This window comes from Marinoscillum furvescens DSM 4134, assembly GCF_003386095.1.
Classification (GTDB): domain Bacteria; phylum Bacteroidota; class Bacteroidia; order Cytophagales; family Cyclobacteriaceae; genus Marinoscillum; species Marinoscillum furvescens.
Map to the genome: position 1 here is coordinate 32,325 of NZ_QREG01000019.1, position 25,146 is coordinate 57,470.

The following is a 25,146-nucleotide window of genomic DNA, read 5'->3' on the forward strand; positions in this document are numbered from 1 at the left end:
ATGGCTGACGAAAAAGAAAAGAAATACCAACGAATTGGGTGGATCTCCGCTATTGCGGCCCAGCTGGTCATGCTGTTGCTTTTCTATTTTCTCATAGCCTGGAGAGAACCCGATCCGCCGATTCCTTCTTATGGAATAGAGCTTGCCTTTGGTATTGACAATACCGGAAGTGGAGCAGAACCCGTAAGTGCGCCTGAAGCGGCTGAGGCACAGCCTGAAGAGGAAGTGACTGAGATGGTGGAAGAAACAGTAGATGAACCCGTAGAAGAGGTGGTAGAGGAAGCCCCAGTGGAGCCTGTGGAGTCAGAGCCGGTAGAATCAGAACCTGAAATAGCTGAAACTCCTATCACCGAGACACCAAGTCCGGATGTAGTAGAAGAAAATGCTCCTCCTGAACCTGTAGAAGAGGTGATTGCTGAGGAGCCCATGCAAGAAGAACCCAAAAAAGAAGAACAGGTAGAGCAAGAGCAGCCGGCTGAGGAGCAACCCACCGAAGAGCTCAACCCTGAAGCGACCATGCCAAAATCTGCTGATGGAGACCCTAACCTCAACAGTGGTGAAGAAGGTGGAGAAGGTGCTGCCGGCAAGGAAGAAGGCACCCTGGACGGCCGTGCCCTGATGGGGGAGCAGGGCAGCTCCAAAGGAGCCAGTCTGCAGATGGCCGGATGGGTGTGGGATTTTCAGCCACAGCCAAAAGACAATACTGATGAATCTGGTAAGATTGTTTATAAGATCGTGGTAGATCAGGACGGCTACATCACTAACATAGATTTGGTTTCGAGTACCGTATCTCCGGTGGTGGAGCGCTACTATCGCCAAAGTGTCGAGCGTTTGTCGTTTAGCAAAACCAATGAATACACTCCAGCGCCATCTTCTACAGGTACCATCACTTTTATTATCCGAGCGAAGTAATCCATGACTTACGAAGAATGCCTCGAGTACCTCTATGAGCGGCTACCGATGTTTCAGCGCCAGGGTGCAGCAGCGATCAAAAAAGACCTGACCAATACGGTACGTTTGTTGGAAGCCATGGGAAATCCTCACGAGCAGTTTCAGGCTGTGCATATAGCAGGAACCAACGGCAAGGGAACTTCTGCGCACGCACTGGCTGCCGTTTTGCAGCAGGCAGGATATAAAACCGGACTCTACACCTCACCACACCTCAAATCATTTACCGAGCGCATTCGCCTCAATGGCCATGAAATTCCACAAGCGGATGTTGCCGCATTTGTGAGCCAACATCGGAGGGTAATCGAAGGAATAAACCCATCTTTCTTTGAAGTGACGGTAGCTATGGCTTTTGAGTTTTTTGCAAAGCAAGAGGTGGATATAGCCATTATAGAAACCGGGCTGGGAGGCAGGCTGGATAGTACCAACGTCATTACGCCACTGGTGAGCCTCATCACCATGATCGGGTATGACCATGCCGACCTGCTCGGCGATACACTGGAACAAATTGCGGCTGAGAAGGCTGGCATCATAAAGCAAGGTGTACCAGTAGTCATTGGTGCAGATCAGCCGGAGTTGTTGCCTGTCTTTTCACGAGTGGCCGAAGCAAAAGGAGCACCACTACATGGCGTGGGGGCTTACAGCATACGCGGAAAAAGTCTGGTCAACGGACGCAGATCTTTTGAGCTCTCCAAAAATGGAGAAGGGGTGCTAAAAGGGGATTCTGATATAGCTGCAGATTATTTTTTGAAAAATATCCCTGGCATTTGGGAGACATTGCAGGTACTAAAAGCTCAGGGCTTTGTACTATCTGAAACCGACATAAAAGCAGGTTTGGGGAGCATTGCTACTACTACAGGGCTGAAAGGGCGCTGGCAGGTGCTGGAGTCTGCTCCGGCCGTGGTGGCAGATGTAAGTCACAATGAAGCAGGTGTCAGCACACTGGTGCAGCAAATAGCCAGTACGCAGTTTGAGCAACTACACTTGATCTTAGGCATGGTACGAGACAAAGAGATAGGAAAGGTAATGGCGCTCTTACCTGCCAATGCCAGCTACTATTTCACTCAGTCTTCGGTACCCAGATCGTTGCCTGCTGCCGATCTCAAAAGGCTTGCTGCTGACCTGAACAAAGTAGGTGAGGCTTTTACGAATGTAAACGAAGCACTTATCTCTGCAAAAAAGAATGCCACTGAAAATGACCTCATTGTAGTATGTGGTAGTACTTTTGTGGTTGCAGAAATTGATCATTTGTGAGACAGAAATTAAAAAGGTTCGCAGAAAATGCGAGACGAGCCAATATCATAGAGCCTGGCAAGCCACTTTTTGAAGAAATTAAAGGCCAGTGGAACCAACTATATTTTAAAAACGAGCGTCCTATCACTGTGGAGCTAGGGTGTGGCAATGGAGAATACACCGTAGGGCTGGCGGAGGTGGATCCTCAGAGCAATTATATCGGGGTAGACCTCAAAGGTGATCGCCTTTACCAGGGGAGTACACACGCCATTGAGCATAAACTGGCAAATGTTGGTTTTTTGCGCACGCAAATTCATCAGCTAGACAAGTTTTTTGCTCCCGGAGAGGTGGATGAGTTTTGGCTTACTTTTCCAGACCCGCGCCCTAAAAAACGAGAAATCAGGAGACGCCTGAGCAATCCACGCTTTTTAAAACTCTATCAGCAGGCTTGTAAAGCTCGCGGATGGTTTAAGTTCAAAACCGATAATACTCCTCTTTTTGAGTATACACTGGAAGTACTGCAGGATGAGTTTCCGGTAGATGATCTGGTATATACATTTGATTTGTACGCTTCAGACCTACAAGGAGACCACCACGGTATCAAAACCCGGTATGAAGGCATCTGGACGGAGAAAGGAGAGCGGATTAAGTATCTGAAGTTTCGGTTTAAAACCACCGAGGAGCTAAAGGAGCTGGGCATATTAGAAGAAGAAAAACAGATAACAGAAGAGTAACATGAGAAAAGGACTAGGAATGATCGCACTGATGGCATCAGTGATCTGGATGAGCGGCTGTCTGAAAACAGAAGACGTCTTTGATCCGGCAGATCAGTTTAACAAAGAGCAAGCATTGATTGATCAGTATATCGTAGAGCAAGGGCTCACCGTGCAGACGGATACGCAAGGTTATGAGCTGCGGTATAGTTTGGTAGATCCAGGTAATGGACCAGCTCCCGAAAACGGCCAGTATGTATTTGCAGATTATGTAGGTAAGCTCATTCCAGAAGGTAATGTGTTTCACGAAGCAGATAGCATCTATGTGCAGCTAGGTGGGAGTACTATCGCCGGTTGGCAACTATTAATGCCTTATGCACGGGAAAACGGTAAAATCATTATGCTGTTGCCTTCATACTATGCTTTTGGTCAGTCAGGAAGCGCTGATGGAAACGTGCCAGGAAACACTCCTGTTGCGTATGAGGTGAACGTACGAGGGGTGTATGATCAGTTTGGATTTGAGCAAAAACGTATTCAAGACTACCTGACAGCCAAAAACCTTACGGCTGAGATGGACAGTACTACTGGGCTCCGTTATATCATCACTGAAGAAGGAACTGGTAGACACCCTACTGTGGATGATACTGTGAGAGTAGACTATGAAGGAAGGTTCTTGGTCAATGATGAGGTGTTTGAAGGTGTTTCAGGGGTGAAATTTAAGCTTGATGACCTCATCGAGGGATGGGGTATTTTGATGCCTTACGTCAAAGAAGGCGGAAGCATTACGATGTTTATTCCGTCCAAATATGCTTATGGTTCTGGGTCTTCTCAAATACCACCAAATGCCACTATGATATTTGAGGTGACACTTACGGAAATTGTTGGTAGGTAAAATAACAAAAAAGAGTAGTCCTTTTCGGGACTACTCTTCTTCTAATACCTCCAGGATGTCCATTACGGTTCCATAATCTTTAAATCCGGGACGTTCTTCCGGGCTACCTTCCAGTTCTATCCCAGTAAATACCTTATCATCCGCTACAGCGGGCGCTGTGGCTTCACTGAGGCTGTATCCTTTAATCAGCGGTATGTCCAGCTCCGACTTGATAAGCTCAGCGTATATGGCTTCATCCAATGATGGATCGAGGCTTTGAATAATGATCATCTTGGCCAGGTCGGCTGCAAATGCCAGTTGGCTCGTTATTCCAGCCACATCATCTGCTGATTGAATGACCAGTTTGTAAATCAGGTCAGTACCGGTTTCCTGTAGCTCTTCCAGTTGGTCCGCTTGCTGTACCTGTATATAATCCAAAGGGTAGTTGGTAGCTGCTAGCTTCACCTCGGCTACCTGTGCCTGGGTAAACTCCCCGGCAAACTTTACACCGGCCACCCAGTTAGTGATCTCATTAAACGTCTCCGGTGAAACATAGCCTTCACTTCCTTCTTCCAGATTGAATCCCAATACATCCACCATCATACCGGCACAATACCGTGCGTCACTGAGGTTGGTTATCTGGCTTATTTTCACGAAAGTTTTTAAACTCATTTGCTTTTCTATTTTTGCGAAACAAAGAAACCAAATCTGGCGTTTCTTACACGTTTTTAACGCTCAAAAAAATAGTAATTATGGCAGTAGAAGTCGTAACCGATGAAGAATTCAAAAATAAGTTGCAATCTGATGAAAAAGTGGTGGTAAAGTATTTTGCCGACTGGTGTGGAAACTGCCGCTTGTTTGCTCCCAAATACAAGCGCCTGTCCAATGACGATCGCTTTGAAGGGGTAAGCTTTCTGGATGTAAACGCGGAGAAAAACACTGAAGCACGCAAAGCAGGAGGGGTGACCAACCTTCCATATTTTGCCATTTTCAAGAACGGCGAGCTGGTAGAAGGGTTTGCCGGTAGCAAGGAAGATGCGGTAGTGGAGCTGATTAGTAAGCTGAACTAGTACTTAGATCATCAGTTGTAAGGTATGAAAAGGCTGTCTGACAAGTGTATGCTTGTGGGGCAGCCTTTTTGATTTTTTTACAAGGTTTAGTTGCCAAGGAAGTGTCACATTGAGCCTGTCGAAATGTAAGACCCTTCCCCCTGTTAATCATCATTAAAATGTTTTTGGTGTCTTTAACCTTCTAAAATAAGCTAGACCTTATCCTTTGATGTACTTTTTACTCTTGCTTTTATTGCTGTGACGTTTAGTAATATCCCCCATGTCGCGTTGTTTACTAATATTGGCAGTAAAGTGGTTTCCATGGTTTGTTGCATGCTAATCATGTTGGTGATTAAGTCTCCATGGTTTATAAACTGCTCACCATGGTAGTAGTACATCCTCCATGGCGGAGGTAATCCACTCCATGCCAGTCATGGAGCTCCAGTAGCCGGGCATGACGGAGTAAAATTTGGCATGTATGTAAAATAATCACCATGACAGAATAATATTTGGCAAGGATGTTGTGGGAATCGGCATGGAGGGGTGTGATGACCCGCGCCCCTGTTGATCTTGTGGCCAACATGTGGGAGGCTGTTAGGTGAAGAGTCACCACCCTTGCTAGTCCGAGTTTGCGTGGCTGTAGGTGACAACACCTACAGCGGCAATGCTTTCACAAACCTTTCCTGTCTCGCCGATTGTAGGGCCTGCCACGGCATGGCAGGGATTCCTGCGGAAGAACCGCTGAACGAGCTTTTGCAGATTGGAAAGTGTAAAATGAGAATAGAAGAATAAGGGCATAAAAAAAGGCATCCAATTTCTTGAATGCTTTTTTGAGGTCCCAAGCTGGGATTCTCCTGTAAGCCTGTCTCGCCGACAGGCAGGCCTGCCTGACGGCATGGCAGGGATTCCTACGGAAGAACCGCTGTACGAGCTTTTGCAGATTGGAAAGTGAAATGAAGGAAGTACATAAAAAAAGGCATCCAAAACTGGATGCCTTTTGAGGTCCCGAGCGGATTCGAACCGCTGTACGAGCTTTTGCAGAGCTCTGCCTAGCCACTCGGCCACAGGACCTAATAAAACTTCTGGCCTCTTCCTCGCCAGATTGCGGGGGCAGGCCTGTTCTGCAAATTTAAGCAATCACCAGTAGGTTGCTGAGTGCCTTATCGTTTTGCAGGTGCAAATTAAATAAGAAAGAAGGTAAACCGGAAGGCTTTTGCCTTCCGGTTTTATGAAAATATTAAGAATCTTTAGACTCTTCTTTGCTATCGGCTGATTCTGAAGCACTTTCGTCAGCTTTCGCTTCTGATTTTTCTTCAGTTTTAGCCGCTTCCTTCTTAGGAGCTGCTTTTTTAGCAGGCTTAGCTGCTGCTTCTTCCATCTTTTCTTTTAAAGCTGAAAGTGCATCAAGATCACCTAGAGTAGATTTCTCAGACTCATTGTTGATCTTATTGAGCGTGTTGCCTTTGCCTTTAGGGGCAGCTTTCTTCTTAGGAGCTGCAGGTGCTGGTTGCTCAGCGCCTTCTTTCCATGTAGAAGTGTGGGAGAGAACGATGCGCTTGTCATCTTTAGAGAACTCCAGCACTTTGAAGTCTAGCGTTTCTCCTTCTGATGCGTTGCTACCGTCTTCTTTCTGAAGGTTCTTAGAAGATACATGTCCTTCGATACCGTAAGGTAGCTCAAGGATTGCTCCTCTGTCGTTTTTAGAGATTACCGTACACTTGTGTACAGAGCCTCTGGTAAATACTGTCTCGAAAGTATCCCAAGGGTTCTCCTCAAGGTGCTTGTGGCTAAGTGCAAGACGTCTGTTGTCTACGTCTAGTTCCATTACCACTACTTCCAATTCGTCATTTACTTTCACAAACTCAGAAGGGTGCTTGATCTTCTTGGTCCAGCTAAGGTCAGATACGTGTACCAATCCGTCGATACCTTCTTCCAACTCGATGAACAAGCCAAAGTTGGTCAGGTTACGAACGATACCTGTATGCTTAGTGCCTACAGCGTACTTAGTAAGTACATCTTGCTTCGTCCAAGGATCTTCAGTAAGCTGCTTGATGCCGAGTGACATCTTGCGCTCGTCTCTGTCGATTGTAAGGACTACAGCTTCCAGTTCGTCGCCTACGTTGATGAAATCCTGAGGATTTCTCAAGTGCTGTGACCATGACATCTCAGATACGTGGATGAGGCCTTCTACACCAGGGATAATTTCAAGGAATGCACCGTAATCTGCTACGTTTACGATCTTACCTTTCACTTTAGAGCCAACATCGATGCCAGCATCCAAAGAATCCCAAGGATGAGCAGTAAGCTGCTTCATACCAAGTGAGATACGCTTCTTGTCATCGTCAAAGTCAAGTACTACTACATTGACTTTCTCGTCAAGGTTAAGCACTTCTTCTGGATGATTGATACGACCCCAAGAGATGTCTGTGATGTGGAGGAGACCATCTACACCACCAAGATCGATGAATACACCGAAGTTGGTCATGTTTTTGATCACACCTTCCAGTACTTGTCCTTTCTCCAGGTTTTCGAGGATTACTGCTTTTTGCTTCTCGATATCCTTTTCGATCAGGACTTTGTGAGATACTACTACGTTATCGTTAGCGTAGTTGATCTTCACTACTTTCACTTCCATTTTCTTACCTACAAAAACATCAAAGTCTCTGATAGGCTTCACGTCGATTTGAGAACCAGGAAGGAAAGCTTCTACTCCGTAAATATCTACGATAAGACCACCTTTGGTTCTTCTCTTCACCATACCGTCGATCACCAGGTCTTCGTCCAGAGCTTTCTGGATGTTTTCCCATGCTTTTACGATTTTGGCTTTTCTACGAGAAAGTACCAACTGGCCGTTAGCATTTTCCTGCTCTTCTACGTAAACTTCTACTTCGTCACCAGGCTTGAGGTCTTCCAGGTCTCTGAATTCAGAGAGCGAAACCAATCCGTCTGATTTGAAGCCGATGTTTACAATCACATCTCTGTTGGTGATACCTACTACAGTACCAGTCATTACTTCTTTCTCAGAGATCTGATTGAGAGTAGACTCATAAAGCGCTTCCATTTTCTTACGGTCTGCTTCTGAGTACTCTTCGCCAAATCCATCGTCACTGGCTGTGTCCCAGATGTCCGCTTCAGATTCAGCTATAGGAGCTGCTACTTCAGGAGTTTTTGCCTCTTCTTTGAAAGGCTGCTCTTTCGCTGCTTTTACAGGCTCCTCTTTTTTCTCCTCAGCAGCTGGCTCTGCAGGCGCTGATTCTTTTGGAGCCTCTTGAGACTCCTTGGCTTGAGCTTCCTGGTTTTGAAGCTCTTCTTTTTTTTCTTCTGCCATAATAAATAAATGACTCTACGATACGCCCTTTTCCCTAGAGTCATGAGGAAAAGAGGTTTGGTTTAAAAGATGTGCCTGGCATTGGCCAAACACCCATTCACCCGAATGGAGGCGCAAAGGTAGTGGAAAAAGGTGAAGAGTGGAAACAATGTGCTGGTGATAAATGAATGAAAATCAATGGTTTTCGTAGGTCACAACAGTCTTACCGGATATGGCCCGTGGTTTTGTATGAAAAATGCTAATTTCGACCTAAGAAAAAGAACCCTAAAACGACTACTACCCAAAATGAAAAACCTCGTTATTCTCACGCTTATTTTCCTAATGTTATCCTGTGTGCCCAAGGTGGAGCAGGCCGATCTGATACTTCGTGGAGGCACCGTGTATACCCTCGATGAAACGCAGCCCACTGCAGAAGCCATCGCTATCAAAAATGGCGAGATCGTGAAAGTAGGTGCTTTTGCTGATGTGGAAGACCTGCTAGGGGATAGTACACGTGTGATCGAGCTAGAGGGGCGTTACGTATACCCGGGCTTTGTGGAAGGACATGCGCACATAATGGGGATCGGTGCCAATCTGATCAATGTAGACCTCATGGGTGCCAAAAGCTATGATGAGGTGATAGCGTTGGTAAAAGAACGCGCCGCTCAAACTCCAGAAGGTCAGTGGATCGTAGGCCGCGGTTGGCATCAGGACAAGTGGGACCAACTGCCCGAAGGGATGTTTAATGGATTTCCCACTCACCACAAATTGAGCGAGGCAGTACCTAATCATCCGGTGTATTTGAAACATGCCAGCGGTCATGCCAGCCTGGTGAATGCCCGTGCTTTGGCAGCAGCCGATATCACGAAAGATACGCCACATCCTGATGGTGGTGAGGTGTTTAAAGACGTCAGTGGACAGCCGACGGGACTCCTTAACGAAACGGCAAGCACCCTGGTGTCGGAGATTATACCCAAAGAGACGACTGAGCTAAAGCGAAAAAAACTACAGATGGCTATTGAAGAGTGTCTGAAAAACGGAATTACTGCATTTCATCAGGCCGGGTCGCAAGCTGATGATATCGCTGTGTTTGAAGAGTTTGCTCAAAACGACCAACTCAAGCTGCGCATGCACGTGATGCTCACGGGTAGGGATACCACCCTGTTAGATGAATACTTCGAAAAAGGACCACAGATAGGGCTGTATGACAACTATCTCAACATCCGCTCGATCAAGCTTTATGCAGATGGGGCGCTGGGTTCGCGTGGCGCCTGGCTTTTGGAGGAGTATAGCGATGCCCATGGCCAGCATGGCCACAACGTGATGCCGATGGAAGCTATTGCTGAGGTGGTGGATAGAGCCATTCAAAACGGCTTTCAGGTGTGTACGCATGCCATTGGTGATCGGGCCAATCGTGAGGTGTTGGATATCTATGAAGAAGCATTTGAAAACTATCCGGATCGCTCCAGGGATCATCGTTTTCGCATAGAGCATGCACAGCACATTCACCCAGAAGACATTCCCCGGTTTGCGGAGCTGGGCGTAATTCCTGCTATGCAGGCGATTCACATGTCATCGGATCGTCCATGGGCTATCGATCGGCTAGGTAGAGAACGCATCGAAAATGGAGCCTACATGTGGAGTGAACTGATCGATCAGGGCTCTATGATTGTCAATGGCACTGATGCTCCTGTGGAGCCGGTGAGTCCGCTGGCCAGCTTCTATGCTTCGGTAAGCCGAAAAACACTGCAGGGAACGCCCGATGGAGGCTATGAGCCTACTCAGAAAATGACTCGTGAAGAAGCACTAAAATCCTATACGCTGTGGGGAGCCTATGGTGCTTTTATGGAAGATCGTACGGGCAGCATAGTGGCGGAGAAACTTGCGGATTTCACCATTCTCGATCGGGACATCATGACGATACCGGAAGAAGAGATTTTGGATGCCAAAGTGGTGATGACTGTAGTAGGAGGTAAGGAGGTTTACGAAGAGAATTGACGCGAGGTACTGATTTTTCGGCTTTTGTGGATACGTTTGCCCTCCGGTACCTTAATCGTATACACCAGTGCTAATAGAGGAATATTTTTCGCTTAAAGATCATCATACTTTTCACCTGGATGTCTATGCCAACTTTAAGGCATCCATAGCGCAACCAGAAGACCTGGAGGAGCTGTTTAATACACCAAAGTACAAGAACAAAAAGAAGCTCGTACTCGGTGGAGGGTCCAACTTGCTCTTTACGCGTAATTTTCTGGGGATGGTGATCAAAATGGAAATCAAAGGCATCAAAGTAGAGGAAGAAGGTGGGGATTCGGTGCTGGTGAGCTTCGGTGCCGGTGAAAACTGGCACCAGTGCGTGCTCTGGGCGATAGAGGATGGCTATGGAGGCATCGAAAACCTGTCGCTCATCCCCGGTACTGTGGGTGCGGCACCCATGCAAAACATTGGTGCTTATGGTGTGGAGATCAAAGAAGTCTTTCACTCGCTGGAGGCATACGAAGTGAAAACTGGCAAGATTGTACGCTTTTACAAAGAAGACTGCAAGTTTGGCTACCGTTATTCCATCTTCAAAGGCCCACGGCGCGATAAGTACATCATCACCAAAGTATACCTAAGGCTATCGAAAAAACCGGAGTATAACATTTCATATGGCAACCTCAAAGAAACTCTGGAAGCCATGGGGGTAGAGGAGCTTAACCTAAAAGATGTGAGCCAGGCGGTGATTGACATCCGTCAGTCTAAGCTACCCGACCCAGCGCAGATTGGCAACGCCGGCAGCTTTTTCAAAAACCCTATGGTGACCAACGACTATTTTGATGCACTGCGAGCGGCATTTCGTAAGATCCCGGGTTTTCCTGTGGATGACAGGCATACCAAAGTGCCTGCAGCATGGCTCATAGACCAGAGTGGCTGGAAAGGCCATAGACGTGGAGCAATCGGTGTGCACGACAAGCAAGCCCTCGTACTCGTAAACCATGGAGGTGGCGATGGGAAAGACCTCCTACAGCTTTCTAAGGACATTCAAGAATCCGTCTACAAAAAGTTTGGCGTGCAGCTGGAACCTGAGGTGAATGTGGTGTGATTTGTAGCGAATTCATTGGTTTTAGGATGAAAGTACCTGGATTTCGTCTAAACTATCCGTCATATCGAATATGAGTGTTTAGCATTGCATCATAATGGTTGCATGTGCATTTTGCGCGTTGAATTGCCAATTAATGCATATGAGAGCATTCCAGCTATGGTCATTATTGTTGCTTATTATGATGTGCTGTTCTCAACGGCCTGAAATAGGAACAATTGAGTACGCCTTAAGTATATCTGATGGAAATAAAGGCGAAATTTTAAAATTTCTAAATTATTCCGAGGATACTTTATTTCAAGAATCAGCACATTACCTGGTGGCAAATATGCCGGGTAAAGGATCGTTGGCTGGTTTAGAAGGATATCAACCAGCCTGGGATAGCCTATACTATTACCGAACAGTCGGAAACGATGGTTCAAAAGCAATAAGAAAATTCAACGAGACAATAAGTTTCCTGAGAAATTCAGGATATGTGACTGAAAGTTTTAACTATGACCTAAATAGTGTTTCGGCGGATTTTTTAATTAACAATACGAAACAAGCCCTTAGCAGTTGGAGTCGAATTCCTGAAAAATATAGATTGAATTTTGAAGACTTTTGCGAATACGTACTACCATACAGGGTGAACGACGAAGAAATTGTCGGTGATCATAGGTCCTACTTAAATAACAAGTTTGAGTGGGTATATGATCGATTAGAAAACTCGGTTGGCATAGAGGAGGTTGTGGCTGAAGTTTTAGATTCAATTAAGATTAGAAAAAACTCTCCAGTACCCAACAAATATCCTGTAACCTTTAATCCCACCCAGTTTGAGATACTGTCCATTGGAAGGTGTACGGATATGGTTACCTACGCAATTTGGGTGTTTAGATCCCTTGGGATAGGTGCATCAGCTGATTATACTCCACAGTGGGGGGACCATGCCACACTAGGGCATGAGTGGCTGGTGGTTCACTTTCCAGACAGCATATTGATTAGAGATGTCGATGGCAATAAGGATTTACTAGAAGAATATCAAAAAGTTAGTTTTTCGAAAATTTACAGAAAGACCTATGAGTTAAATCAGTTTGGGTTAGCCATGAAGCTGCCCATAAGAAGAATCAATAAGCAATATGTGCCAACATACTCCGCATCGCTAGAAATTATTTCTGATTACAATCTTTCGGAGAATGGGGACTTTTCCTTGTGCGTATTCAACTCAAGAGAGGTCTGGAGAAAGGTGGATTTTGCAACCATTGAGAATGGAAATATATCGGTTTCGGGCATTCATCCTTATTGTGTGTATATCGTGCTTGATGAATCACAAAATCCCGTTACTCACCCGTTTGAGATATTAGCGAATGATAGTATACACTATTATAAACCAGAAGGATTCATTCCACATGCAGAAATAACGAGGAAATACCCAATTTATCGTACTGCACATAGAGCGTTTCATGAAAACTTTACATTGAAATGGAATGGGGCTAGCTTAATTGGCTGGAATCATGAAAGTGATTCTGTCCCAATGATTACATTTTCCAATATTTATAATTCTCAGCCTAAGCATATTAAAATAAAAAACAATAAGGCATTTCGGTATTATAATATTAGGCCATCTGAAAGTGGGAGACACTTTCTTGCTGAACTACGATTGTTTTCCAAAGGACAGGAGGTGCGACCAAAAATCACCAGAGTTTTATCAGATTTGAATGATTGGGCTAAGCAATCAGATAACTTGTACGATGCTGATCCGTTGACTTTTGTTGGAGGCCCTAACTTTAGTCTCGTTATGGACTTAGGAAAAAAGATCCCGGTAGATGAGATTTACTTTCATATACGCAACGACGATAATAATATTCGAATTGGGGATTCCTATGAGCTATCGGTTTGGAAAGGATCATGGGAAAGAATATTGGTTTTCGAAGGAACTGATACAATCATCAACGTTAAACGCATTCCTAAGAATGGAATTTATTGGTTAAAGAATTTAACACGGGGCAGTGAAGAACAATTATTTTCTTTCGATGAATTTGGAAATCAATATTGGCCGCAACTAAGAGGGCAAGATTGTCCAATAAATTGTGCATGCCCGGGTAAAGACTCTTTAGTATGTTGGTAGGAGGGCAAACGTTTGCCCTTATGATTGACTTCTAATGGCGTTATTTTTAATTATGATTAACTAATCATTCACCGAATACCTAACACTTTAATGGAATCAGCTTTAAATAAAAAAATCATCTGTTCAGGAAAAGATGAGATTAAAGTCTTTTCTCAATACGATATTTCGTACTGTCAAGCGGACAGTGGTTACGTGAATATTGTTTTACGCGATGGTTCATCCTGTTTGAAGTCACAAACGCTTAATGCATTGGCCCATGAGTTGGATCAGTTCCAATTTGTGCGGGTGAGTCAATCCTTTCTAATAAACTCTCTACTAATTGATGTGATAGACAAAAAAAAGAAACTGATTCATCTGAGGTGTGGAGCTACAATTCCTTTTTCCATTGGAGTAAAGAATTTAATGAATTTATTAAGCCTTGCGTTCTCATCGAATTAGCTTTTACGATGATAGGATTCATGATGAATATGTATCAATATCCGATAATGTCCCTTAAATACATTATATGCAATAATAATTGCTAAAAGATTGAAACACCGACTTAACTTGCAAATGTGGAAACTCACACTCCCATTATAGTCAGAACAACACAGCACATTATCGCGCTAGTTTTAGCGGGCCTATTCGTGGTATTGCCATCTGTGGTAATGCCAGAGCTGATGCACCCGACTCAAACCGGTAAATCCATCTTCTTTTTCTATGGTATGCTCGTAATCGGAGGCTTGTCGGCAATGAGGTATGTGTTCACTAGTGAACTATCCGTGAAGGTGACTATGCTAGATGTGGTACTACTGGTCTTGCTTGTTTATATCACTATTAACAGGTATTGGTTGCAGCCTATCCATGGCTTTTCTATGAAGTATTATGAGTTGATGGGGTTGACTGTGCTCTATATTACTCTGCGCAGCATGCCCAAGAGGTATTATACTTACTTCCTCCTGGCTGTGATATTAGGCGGAATCATACAGGCAATCTATGGCAGTCTCCAACTGTGGGGGCACTATTCTTCATACCACGCAGGCTTCCGTATGACGGGTAGCTTTTTTAACCCCGGACCCTATGCAGGTTATCTGGCTGGAGTATTCACTGTCTCGCTTGGGATGTATTTGTTTCGGGACGAGTTTATGAAGGATTCGTTTTTCCGAAAAGACATGAGCATTCCATGGGTAAACTTTTCAGTTACCAGGGATACAGCAAATAGATGGATAAACCAGATCCTGTTTGAATACATTCCTTTGGTAGGAGTATTGAGTAGTTTCATGGTGCTACCTGCTTCACAGTCCAGAGCCGCTTGGCTTGCAGCGATTATCAGTGGGCTAGTTCTTTTTGTAGCAAAGTACGATATTATTAGTCTAACACGGAATAAGGTAAATGCTCCATGGAAAAAGGTATTGATAGGGCTTTTTCTAACGATCTGTCTCGGTGGAAGTGCCTACGGCCTCTATCACTTCAAGAAAGGATCGGCCGATGGTAGGTTGTTGATATGGAAGGTAACAACTAATATGATTGCAGACCACCCTTGGGTGGGGGTTGGTTATGACCGGTTCAAGGCTCACTATATGAATTATCAGGCGGAGTATTTTCAAACTCATGGTGAAACCGGGGAGGAGATGGTGGCAGGTGAGACGGTTTACGCTTTCAACGAGCCGTTACAGTTTGTGACCGAAGAAGGGGTGATTGGGCTTACTATAGCTCTATTATTAACCGGTATTATTTTACCACTATTTAAAGGAGATAACAAAGTATTGGTGGTAGTCATGGCTTGTTTATTGAACCTTTTAGTTTTGGGTCTATTTTCTTACACGATGCTTATTTTGCCTATTAAGCTGTTGTTAATATTTACATTAGGCGCGGCGGCTATTTATTCCCCACATAGACTGTTTAGCCACGGTAGTTTTAGGGTACTAGCGCTAATAAAGGCAGTTAGAGTTGTTATATCTGTCGCTTTGATCCTTACGTCCTTTTTTATATTTTCAAAAATTCAAAAGATATCACATGGTTTTAGAGAATGGAATACGGCGTTAGTGTTTTACCAAATGGATGTTTACGATGAAGCCATTTTAAGGTTTGATTCACTTTATTCTATCTTTTCCAAAGATGGAGATTTTCTACAGCAGTACGGTAAAGCATTGGCCATGGATCATGATTTCTCTGAGGCAAAAAAGATACTACTGGAATCGCGGAAGTATTTTAGTAGTACGACTATTGAAATTGCTATGGGTAATATTTATAAAAAAGCAAAGGACTATGATAAAGCAAAAATAGCCTATAGGAATGCAGGGGCTATGATACCCGTTCGGTTCTATCCCAAGTATCTGCTTGCAAAACTATACGAAGAAGAGGGGGATGTAAAAGCGGCCGTAAGGGTTGCAAAAGAATTGTTGATGAAAGATGTGAAGGTGGAATCATTGGCAATTGATGAAATGAAGAATGAGATGATTGATGTGATAAACAACTACTAATTCTGAATGACAGTTAAATTTTTAAATTTCATTTATTATAAACCTTTCTAAATTATGAAAAATTCAATTCTTAAAATTTCTGGAATCTTGGCAATCGGCTTGGCCATGTTCATGAATTACAATGTTCGTCAATCAGCTAATGAAGGCTCTTATATTAGTCTGTCAGGTTTGGCAGCCGCTATAGCATCAACTTGTGAATCAGATGACGGTGATGTCTGTAAATGCAGTGGTGGTTGTTCGGCTAATTCGACCAGTTGTGAATGTTATTGAATGAAGTAATTGTGATGCATGTGTGCACACATATCACTTCCCTAATATTTAATCATGTATTGTTAATCTAAAATCAAAAATTTAATGAAAAATGTAATCCCAAAATTTCTGGGAGCTTTGGCATTTGCTAGTGTTATGCTCCTAAATTTGAATTTTGAACAATCATCATATTCAATATCGAATATCAGTTTATCAGGTCTGGAAGCGGCCATAGCAGCGACTTGTGAATCTGGTGATGGTGATACGTGTTCTTGTGCGAATAGTTGCGTTGCTAATGACACTGGATGTAAATGTTTGTGACCATTAAGGCTGCGCTGAGACAGTTTCCGTGCTGTGTTAGTTGTATGTTGTTTCGTATGAGTTTTTCCTCCTCACTTTAGAGGAGGATTTTTTTAATTGCTAAGTTGTTCAGATATGAGAAAATTGGTTGTAGTGTGTTTCATTATATTATTAGGCTGCGCAAAAATTGACGAAAGAAAGCATTCTGATAATTATCAACGTCAAACAGAAAAAATTTCTATCAACCCTAATAAAGCTCAAAATTTAAAGTTATCAGCTTTTGTAGATTCAGTATTCTATATAAAATTAAAGACAGATAGCAATGTTTTGTTGAGCAATACTTGTGGATTTACTTTGACCAAAAACTATGTATACGTTTTGGATTATTCACAGGAGATTGTCTTTTTATTTAATAAAAAAGGTTCATTGATATCAAAACTAGCCAGAAAGGGCAACGGGCCACAAGAATATGCTAAGTTGGGAGGAATCGTGGTGAGTGAAGACGAAAAGTATATAGAAGTATTTGATTATATCCAAAATAAGATTGTACAGTATACGAATTTAACCTTTGACTGGGTAGCGACCGTTCCTTTGGAGAGTCGAATCATGTTCGATGCTGTCAAGAGAGTAAATGACACCTATTTTGTCTATACGAATAAAAATGATAACTTTTTTAGAGAAAACCCTACCAATGCTGATTTATTAATTTTGAGAAATGGAAAAGTTGAGAAGGTGTTCTTTAATCAAAATGCCACAAGAACCAAAGGTGATTTGACAGCTCACTTTGCTCTTTATAATAATCCATTGATCATAAATAGTAAAGATGAAATTTTCGTATCTACCCAATATGACAATAAATTCTATAAAATTACCGATGATAAGGCGGTTCCTCTGTATGAAGTGGATTACCTAGGCCATGGTATAGATAATAAGTCGATCAGTAAATTGTTCACTTTAGATCAGAGGAAGTTTTTTAGATCAAAACTTTCATTGGGAAAGGCTTCCTTTCCATGCATGGTAATTAATAATAAGGACATAATGTCGTTCGTTTATTTTTTTCGTGAGGATGAAAATAACGAATATGATGATAACGTGCATCATTTTATTAAACTAAAGAAAACTGACGAAGTTTTCCACGCAAGTAGCATTTCAAATGATATTTCTACCTTTCCTAAAAAGATAGACTTGTTACCTGGTATGAAAGGAGATGTTTTTATGAGTCATGATAGCTACCACGAGAAATACTTGGTAGATATAGTAAGTCCTTATTTAGAGCTTCAGAATATTGGTGTTGACTCTGCTTATTTTCAAGGTTTGGGAAATATAAAAATGAATGATAACCCCATCATCGTTTTAATGAAGGTGAAGGAAAGTTCAAGATACCCAATCCGTGAAGTTGCTGGCCTTAGCAGATTTAAGAACGAGATATGTAGGCAAATGGGTTTTGTGAAGGTTGTTCTTCATAAGAATATGACCTTAGATTCCTTGGATTATTACAAAGACAAACTAGACAAAATTGGAGTTGATCTACAATTTGATTATTTATCGTTTTCTTCAGCAAATGAAATTGAATTTTGCCGACCTACTGTCCAGTGTAGGGGGTGTGGCACAAAGGGGCGAGTAAAGTTTCCCAAGGTATACTTTGATATTAATAGAAAAACAGGTGGTTTATATATTGATCACGCATCATCTCCTTACTTTAGCCTCGGTCCAGATATTTTTGGTTTATGATTATCTTTTAATAGAGCTTTGGAGTTTGGAACAGATCACTATTATTAAGTGGGGGTCGACGTTATTTCTAAATGCGGTTAATAAGATGAATAGTGTTGTCACTAAAATGAGTAATATAGTTGAGATAAGATATGACGCAGTTCTCAACACAAAAAATATATTAAGGAGGTTTTTGTTCGAATTGGTTGACATGAAACCACGAACAATGTTTTTCACGCTTTGGATATTTTTTTTAGCTGCCTGCACTAACTCCAGTCCACGAGAGACCAATGCGGATGTACGTAGAAAATACGAGGAAAAGAAAAAACTAGTAGAAGTAGTCCTCTTGAAGAAATCCACCTTCCCTCGCCAGTATATCAGCAATGGCACATTGTCCGCTCTTCAAAAAAGTGACCTGAGGTTTGGAATCACAGGGCAGATAGATAAAGTCTTCGTGTCGAATGGCTCACCTGTGAAGAAGGGGCAGGTGATCGCCAGGCTTGCTCAGACTGAGATTTTGCTCCAACACCAGCAGGCTCAGACCAATTATCAAAAGGCCAAAATGGATTTTGAAGATGCATTGATTGGCCAGGGGTATGCCTTGGGGGATACAACTGCAGTGCCTAAGAAGGTGTACTATGCGGCATCCATTCGGTCGGGACACACGGCGGCAAAGTCTGCCCTTGAGGAAGCAGAATTCCGGCTAGAACAAACTGTCATGAAAGCTCCTTTTACGGGTGTAGCGGCCAATATTGCGCAGAAGCAGTATGAGCAATTAAATGGTGGTGAGGCCTTTTGCAAGTTGGTTGATTTGAAGCGTATGGAAGTAGCCTTTCAGTTGACCGAAACGGAAATCCGTGAGGTGGTGAAAGGAGATTCGGTAAAGGTGTATCCTCTGGCTCACGAGGAGGGCTATGGCGGAGTAATTACCGAGCTCAACCCTATTGTGGATGAGCATGGCCTGATCCAACTGAAAGCGGTGATAGAGAATCCTGGTCACTTGATGGATGGGATGAATGTGAAAGTGATCGTGGAGAAGCAAATCCCCGATCAGCTGGTGGTACCTAAGTCGGCGGTGGTGCTCCGTCAAAATCAAGAGGTTCTTTTTAAAGTAGTTAATGGGAAAGCTTACTGGACATATGTGCATACAGGTCTGGAGAACAGCATGTCATTCACGGTAAAGGCCAATACCGAAAAGGGGGCATCACTTGATGTCGGGGATACGGTAATTGTCTCGGGAAATCTAAATCTGGCACATGAGAGCAATGTTACCATAAACCATAATTCCAAATCAGACTTTTAATGAATATGATGAAATTCCTTTGGTTAACATGTTTTGTAGGTGTTTTAATGAGTTGCTCTCCTCACTCAGAAGGGTATGTAATTCAGGGTGTTGTATCTGATGTTCAAGATAGCACTATGCTCTATTTGGCAAAAAACAATGAAGACTTTGACAGTACGTTGGTTGTAGGAAATCGCTTTAGTTTTTCGGGTAAAATAGCTGAAGATTACGTGCAGATGGTAATTCATTCAAAGGATTACAAGTTGTTCAGGCCGCTATGGGTAGTAAATAGCCATATTACGATTGATGCAACAAATTCAACTTTTGGGAAAGCTACCATTAGCGGATCGAGAATCCAGGATCAAAGCAATGAATATGAGGCATTTATTGCTCCTTACCGACATCAGATAGATAGTTTTATGACCATAGTTCGCAAATTGGATTCGGATAGTACTAGAGATCAATTAAAACCCGTCTATGATTCACTAAAAGGAGTGGAAAATAAAGCTGGAAGGAATTTCATAGCCATGCATCCTAATTACGAATTAAGTGCATTTTTTCTAACGTTCTATAAAAATGAAGCACCAAAAGATTCAACTAAAGTTTTGTTTGAACACTTCGCTCCTCATGTGAAACAAACTGAATGGGGAAAAACCATTGCTGTTTTTCTTGAAAAATCAAAGAAGTTTGAGGTTGGAGACAAGGCTACAGATTTTTCTTTACCTACACTGGCCAATAAGACGGTAAACCTATCAGACTTTAAAGGAAAGTATGTATTATTGGAGTTTTGGGCTACCTGGTGCGGTCCATGTAGAAGGGAAAACCCAATACTAAGAAATGCTTACAGCCGATTTAAGGATCAGGGTTTTGAGATTCTTGGTGTAAACCTTGATGAAAAAAAGGATCATTGGGAATCAACTGTTCGGGAAGATTCTATTACCTGGACGACTGTTGGAGATCTTACAGGAATGAATGGAGAGGTACCTATTACCTACAGTATCTACTATATTCCTCATAATTTATTGCTTGATAAGAATGGTGTGGTTGTAGCAAAGGACCTAAGGGGTAACGCACTCCAAAATGAGCTGGAGAAAATTTTCGGTAGTTGATGCTATGGGTTAATATGAAAGCATAGCTCCAATAGGGCTTTAGCCTGGATCTATTAAAAAATGAAAATGTCTAATATCCAAGCCGTCAAACCAAATAATTGAATCAATTAAATGGTTGAATTTCTTATTAAGCGTCCCATAGCGGTTAGCATGGTATTTCTCTCGGTGCTGGTGCTGGGTGTGGTGGCTTTGGGTAAGCTACCAGTCTCGCTGATGCCTCCGATAGATATACCTGAGGTCACGGTGCAGGTATATGCTAAAAATACATCTGCTCGGGAGCTTGAAAAAACAGTAGTCAAGCCCCTGAGGCGTCAGTTGCTGCAAACATCTCATCTAAAAGATATCACCAGCGAGTCACGTAACGAGCAGGGGATTATCCACTTGCAATTTGACTATGGTACAGACATCAATTTTGCCTTCATAGAAGTCAATGAAAAGATAGATCAGGCGCTCAACTATCTGCCGCATACCATTGATCGTCCTCGAGCCATTAAGGCGAGCGCCACCGATATTCCTGTTTTTTACTTAAATCTCACGGTAAAGGATGGCAAAGAATATGACCTTTCTGATGGTAAGGTGAAGGAGCGCAACCTTACCAGATTTAGAGAGTTGGGGCGATTTGCCGAGCAGGTCATCAGAAAACGCATTGAGCAACTGCCTGAAGTGGCTCTTGTGGACATGAGTGGCCGGATGTATTCTGACATACTCATCGTTCCTGATGAAGCCAGGATTAGGGCTCTGAATATTACAATGGGCGATATCGAGCAAGTGATCAGAGATCACAATTTTAACCTGGGCAATCTTTTGATCCGTGATGGCCAATATGAATACAATGTTCAGGTGGATTCGGAAATTAATGACATTCGGGACCTTGAGACCTTGCATATCAAGCGGGAAGGTCAAGTATATAGGCTTTCGGAACTTGCAGAAATAAGGGAGCAGCCTCGCAAAAGAAAGGGTTTGGTGACATTAAATGGGCAGGATGCGATCAGTATGGCTATTATTCAGCAAGGGGATGCCCAAATGCGTGAATTGAAGTCATCCTTAACTCGTTTGTTGGAAATATTTGAACGGGATTATCCGCATATTCAGTTTGAAATCAGTCAGGATCAAACGGCTCTATTGGATTTTTCCATTTCGAATTTGCAGCAGAGTTTGGCATGGGGAATTGCGTTAGCTTTTGTTGTGATGTTTTTTTTTATGAAGGATTTTCGGTCTCCTTTCTTGATAGGGGTGAGTGTGCCGATAGCCGTACTTGGTACACTTTTGAGTTTCCACCTCTGCGGAATCACCATCAATATCATTTCATTGTCGGGGCTGATTTTAGGGGTAGGAATGATGGTAGATAACTCCATCATTGTCATCGATAACATCACACAGTACCGTAATCGAGGTTTTGGTTTGCTGCAAGCGGCTGCAAAGGGTACGTCAGAGGTTTTTAGCCCTTTGTTGAGTTCTGTCCTTACCACTTGTGCGGTTTTTATACCCCTTATATTCTTAAGTGGAATCTCGGGAGCATTATTTTTTGACCAGGCCATGGCTGTTTCTTTGGGTCTGCTTACTTCTCTTTTGGTTTCGGTCACTTTGTTACCAGTCTATTATGTTTTGTTTTATCGTAGGGAAAAAGAACTATGGCTTGATCGTAAACTGAAATCGATCAATATGCTGAATTATGAAGGGCTCTATGAAATAGGATTTCGTTGGGTTATGAGGCATCAGCGGATTTCCTGGCTGTGTTTTTTAATTCTTTTGATGGGTGCTGTGTGGCTGTATCGGTACTTGCCGGTTAGTCAGTTACCTCCAGTACCCCAAAATGATTTTGTGCTAGACATTGACTGGAATGAACCGATTCATGTTGATGAAAACCGAAGTAGACTAAGTAGATTGACCGCACGTTTTTCAGATAAAATCGATCAGGAGATCAGCCTTATCGGGGGGCAACAGTATCTTTTGCAGCACGTGGATCACTCTTCGTCAGAGGTAAGTGTCTATCTCATGTCCAAAAGTGCTGAGCGTGTGGCGGTGTTGAAGCAGGATTTATCCCAGTATCTCAAGAGTGAATATCCGGAGGCCGTCTTTTCATTTAGAAACGATGTAAATTTATTTGAGACGATTTTTTCTGGGAAGGATTCACCATTGACGGCCAGGGTTTACCCTCCCGATGAGTTTAAGATGGGGGTTAGTGAGAGCCTCATATCTATTCATCAGGCCATTTCTCGGCAATATCCGTCCATCGATCCATTGAGTTGGCAAGAGCAACATGTACTGAGTGTTGACATGGATCGAGTCATGCTATATGATATCTCATTGGAGTCAGTCATCCGCACACTACGGAGCGCGTTTAATGAAAATGAAGTGTACAAAATTACAACGGGCAATGAAGTTGTCCCTGTTATCTTAGGCCCGCAGGACGCTTTGGCCATGCATGAGGTGATCAATACCCTGCATGTAGCAAATAGAGCTGGTAAACTGTATCCGATGCGTGAACTGCTTACTAGTGAAGTAGCCGGGGATATGAAAACGCTTATAGCGGGAAAGGAGGGGGGATACTATCCTTTTCACTTTGAGGTGGACGAAGAGGAGGCCACTGATATAATGGGTTATGTGGAGGGTGTTGTAAAGCAACATAACCTTTTTAGGGTGGACTTTGAAGGTTCGCTTTTTGACAATCAAGAGCTTGTTTATGAGATGCTGGCTGTGCTGTCCATTTCTCTACTGTTATTGTATTTCATACTGGCTGCACAGTTTGAGTCTATGGTTATTCCTCTGATTGTACTTTTGGAAGTCCCCATCGATTTGGCTGGAGCCTTTTTGATGTTGTATCTGTTTGGAGCTGGTATTAACTTAATGTCTATGATAGGCCTGGTGGTAATGACCGGGATCATTATCAATGATTCCATTTTAAAGATAGATACCATCAATCAACTCAGATGGGGGGAAGGTATGCCACTTCTAAAAGCTCTACTAGTGGCAGGGCAACGAAGACTCAAGCCTATTTTGATGACCAGTATCACCACAGTGCTGGCTTTGCTACCGGTGCTTTTTTCTCAAGGAATGGGGGCTGACTTACAGAAGCCCCTGGCACTTGCAGTGACAGGGGGTATGGTTCTAGGTGTTTTTGTAAGCATGTATTTTATTCCGCTTTGTTATTTCTATTTGGTAAAGCTCTTTAAAGTATGAAGAAGAGAATGGTAAGCGAAAACTGGTCCATAGCTGATGCTGTATTTTCAGGTTCAAAAAGCGGCCTAAGTAAGTGGTTTTTTGTTTTGCTGGGAGTGTTAGCGCTAAATATTTCGGCTGTAAGCCAAGATACCTTGCGCATGGACTTGGATGAAGTGCTTGAGCTGGCAGGGAAGCAGTCTTTAGAGGCGTTTAAAGCGGAAAACGTTTACATGGCTAGTTACTGGGAGTACAAGGCTTTCAAATCCAGCTTGTTGCCTCAGGCTAGCTTGCGAGTTCGGCCGTTTACTTTCAATAGGGCGATGACGCAACGTTATGATATCAATCAGAATATTGAGGTTTTTCGCGAACAGCAGACCTTGAATTCTTATGCAAACCTTTCTGTGAATCAGAATATTGGAATAACGGGAGGTAAAGTTTATGTCGATTCGGATTTTAATCGCTTGCTAAACTTTAATGCTGACGGGTTGGAAACCTACAGTTTGACTCCTGTGAGAATAGGTGTGGTCCAGCCAATGTTTGCATTTAATGAGACCAAGTGGCTACATAAGCTTGAACCATTAAAATTTGAACATGCGCGCAAAGCGTTTATCCGAGAGCAACAAATAATTAATAGGACTGTGGTGGGGTTGTACTTTGATCTTCTCCTTGCTATCAAACGTAGTGAGATGGCTAAGAGCAATCTAAAGTCTGCGCAGGAACTTCATGATATCGGGCGTAAAAGATTTGCCCTCACCACGATTGACAAAGAGAGTCTGCTAAACCTGGAATTGTCCATGCAAAATGCTACCACTGATTTGGTGATGGCTAATAAGGAAATTGCCCGAGCCCGATTCAACTTGAGTTCTTTTCTGAGACTGGATCAGGCGGTTGTACTATTTCCTGAAATACCGGAGGAAACCTTAGGACTACAAATAGATGCAATGGAGGCGGTTGGTTATGCACTAGAGTCTAATCCAACCTTGCTCGAGTTGCGACGAACCCGACTAGAGGCAGAGAGAGATCTTGAACGCACGGTGAAAGAGGGCAACCTGAACATAGACCTTACGGCGAGTTTTGGTTTGAACCAACAAGCTGACGACCCCAGCCAACTCTACACGGACATGCTAGATCAGGAGATGGTGGCTATTGATGTGTCCATGCCTTTGCTGGATTGGGGGCAGAGAAAGGGCAGAAAAGAGATGGCACTGAGACGGAAAGAAGTGGCAGAGATTGAAATTACTCAGGCCAAGAGCGATTTTGAGCAAGAAGTTACCCTCCAGGCCATTGACTTTAACCTGCAAGAGCAACTAGTACGTACATCCAAAAAATCCGAAATTATTGCTCTTGAATCGTATCAGTTAACGGAGAGCAGATTTAGAACGGGTAATGCAGATGTACTCACTTTAACGTCCGCTGTAAACGCCAGACAGAATGCTCAGGAGAATTATATCAATAACCTAAAACTGTACTGGCAGCACTACTATCGACTTCAGCAGTTGACACTATATGATTTCAGAAACCAGCGTCCATTGTCTGCGTCTTTTGAGGAATTTCACCCCTAAATACTT

At 43.1% G+C, this 25,146-nt stretch carries 18 protein-coding genes and 1 tRNA gene; 16 read left to right on the top strand and 3 right to left on the bottom strand.

What is annotated here, in order from left to right; genetic code table 11:
- The 4 genes from C7460_RS17475 to C7460_RS17490 are packed head-to-tail and all read left to right on the top strand — an operon-like array spanning position 1 to position 3,786.
- Complete coding sequence (locus C7460_RS17475) at positions 1 to 912, top strand: energy transducer TonB (protein ID WP_115869428.1); 912 nt, start codon at positions 1 to 3, stop codon at positions 910 to 912.
- Between the two features lie 3 nt (positions 913 to 915).
- Positions 916 to 2,202, top strand: a complete 1,287-nt coding sequence (locus tag C7460_RS17480) for a bifunctional folylpolyglutamate synthase/dihydrofolate synthase (protein WP_115869429.1) — start codon at positions 916 to 918, stop codon at positions 2,200 to 2,202.
- Positions 2,199 to 2,915: a tRNA (guanosine(46)-N7)-methyltransferase TrmB gene (gene trmB / locus C7460_RS17485; protein ID WP_115869430.1), complete on the top strand. Its 717-nt coding sequence runs from the start codon at positions 2,199 to 2,201 to the stop codon at positions 2,913 to 2,915. The genes C7460_RS17480 and trmB overlap by 4 nt, the downstream gene beginning before the upstream one ends.
- Position 2,916: 1 nt before the next feature.
- Entirely contained in the window at positions 2,917 to 3,786 is an 870-nt protein-coding gene (locus tag C7460_RS17490; protein ID WP_115869431.1) for an FKBP-type peptidyl-prolyl cis-trans isomerase, read from the top strand.
- Between the two features lie 30 nt (positions 3,787 to 3,816).
- Here the strand turns inward: C7460_RS17490 and trpF are convergent, their stop codons facing one another.
- Positions 3,817 to 4,437, bottom strand: a complete 621-nt coding sequence (gene trpF, locus C7460_RS17495) for a phosphoribosylanthranilate isomerase (protein WP_115869432.1) — start codon at positions 4,435 to 4,437, stop codon at positions 3,817 to 3,819.
- 80 nt (positions 4,438 to 4,517) lie between these two features.
- Between trpF and C7460_RS17500 the strand changes: the two genes are divergently transcribed.
- Complete coding sequence (locus C7460_RS17500; protein ID WP_115869486.1) at positions 4,518 to 4,835, top strand: thioredoxin family protein; 318 nt, start codon at positions 4,518 to 4,520, stop codon at positions 4,833 to 4,835.
- Between the two features lie 979 nt (positions 4,836 to 5,814).
- Here the strand turns inward: C7460_RS17500 and C7460_RS17505 are convergent.
- Together C7460_RS17505 and rpsA are read right to left on the bottom strand one after the other, a co-directional pair.
- Positions 5,815 to 5,885 (bottom strand) — tRNA-Cys (locus tag C7460_RS17505).
- Positions 5,886 to 6,051: 166 nt separating this feature from the next.
- A complete protein-coding gene (gene rpsA / locus C7460_RS17510; RefSeq protein ID WP_245986438.1) occupies positions 6,052 to 8,142 on the bottom strand; it encodes a 30S ribosomal protein S1 in 2,091 nt (696 codons plus the stop codon).
- Positions 8,143 to 8,427: 285 nt separating this feature from the next.
- Here rpsA and C7460_RS17515 point away from each other — a divergent pair, with 285 nt between their 5' ends.
- The 11 genes from C7460_RS17515 to C7460_RS17560 all read left to right on the top strand — a co-directional run bounded on the left by C7460_RS17515 (position 8,428) and on the right by C7460_RS17560 (position 25,140).
- On the top strand, positions 8,428 to 10,119 hold the full coding sequence (locus tag C7460_RS17515) for an amidohydrolase (protein ID WP_115869488.1): 1,692 nt from the start codon (positions 8,428 to 8,430) through the stop codon (positions 10,117 to 10,119).
- A gap of 67 nt (positions 10,120 to 10,186) precedes the next feature.
- A complete protein-coding gene (gene murB / locus C7460_RS17520; protein WP_115869433.1) occupies positions 10,187 to 11,203 on the top strand; it encodes a UDP-N-acetylmuramate dehydrogenase in 1,017 nt (338 codons plus the stop codon).
- A 139-nt stretch (positions 11,204 to 11,342) separates the two neighbouring features.
- Positions 11,343 to 13,304, top strand: coding sequence for a hypothetical protein (locus tag C7460_RS17525; RefSeq protein ID WP_147303002.1), 1,962 nt, complete (start codon positions 11,343 to 11,345; stop codon positions 13,302 to 13,304).
- Between the two features lie 90 nt (positions 13,305 to 13,394).
- Positions 13,395 to 13,742: a LytTR family DNA-binding domain-containing protein gene (locus tag C7460_RS17530; RefSeq protein ID WP_115869435.1), complete on the top strand. Its 348-nt coding sequence runs from the start codon at positions 13,395 to 13,397 to the stop codon at positions 13,740 to 13,742.
- Positions 13,743 to 13,858: 116 nt separating this feature from the next.
- Complete coding sequence (locus C7460_RS17535) at positions 13,859 to 15,766, top strand: O-antigen ligase family protein (RefSeq protein WP_147303003.1); 1,908 nt, start codon at positions 13,859 to 13,861, stop codon at positions 15,764 to 15,766.
- A 54-nt stretch (positions 15,767 to 15,820) separates the two neighbouring features.
- Positions 15,821 to 16,036, top strand: a complete 216-nt coding sequence (locus C7460_RS23550) for a hypothetical protein (RefSeq protein WP_147303004.1) — start codon at positions 15,821 to 15,823, stop codon at positions 16,034 to 16,036.
- Between the two features lie 414 nt (positions 16,037 to 16,450).
- Positions 16,451 to 18,046 carry a 6-bladed beta-propeller gene (locus tag C7460_RS17540; RefSeq protein ID WP_115869437.1) on the top strand — a complete coding sequence of 532 codons (1,596 nt, stop codon included), beginning with the start codon at positions 16,451 to 16,453 and terminating at the stop codon, positions 18,044 to 18,046.
- A gap of 190 nt (positions 18,047 to 18,236) precedes the next feature.
- Entirely contained in the window at positions 18,237 to 19,328 is a 1,092-nt protein-coding gene (locus C7460_RS17545) for an efflux RND transporter periplasmic adaptor subunit (RefSeq protein ID WP_170148082.1), read from the top strand.
- 5 nt (positions 19,329 to 19,333) lie between these two features.
- Positions 19,334 to 20,416 (top strand): AhpC/TSA family protein, encoded by a 1,083-nt coding sequence (locus tag C7460_RS17550; protein WP_170148083.1) that lies wholly within the window; start codon positions 19,334 to 19,336, stop codon positions 20,414 to 20,416.
- 111 nt (positions 20,417 to 20,527) lie between these two features.
- Positions 20,528 to 23,596, top strand: a complete 3,069-nt coding sequence (locus C7460_RS17555; protein ID WP_115869440.1) for an efflux RND transporter permease subunit — start codon at positions 20,528 to 20,530, stop codon at positions 23,594 to 23,596.
- Positions 23,593 to 25,140 carry a TolC family protein gene (locus C7460_RS17560; RefSeq protein WP_115869441.1) on the top strand — a complete coding sequence of 516 codons (1,548 nt, stop codon included), beginning with the start codon at positions 23,593 to 23,595 and terminating at the stop codon, positions 25,138 to 25,140. The genes C7460_RS17555 and C7460_RS17560 overlap by 4 nt, the downstream gene beginning before the upstream one ends.
- The last annotated feature ends 6 nt before the right edge of the window (positions 25,141 to 25,146 follow it).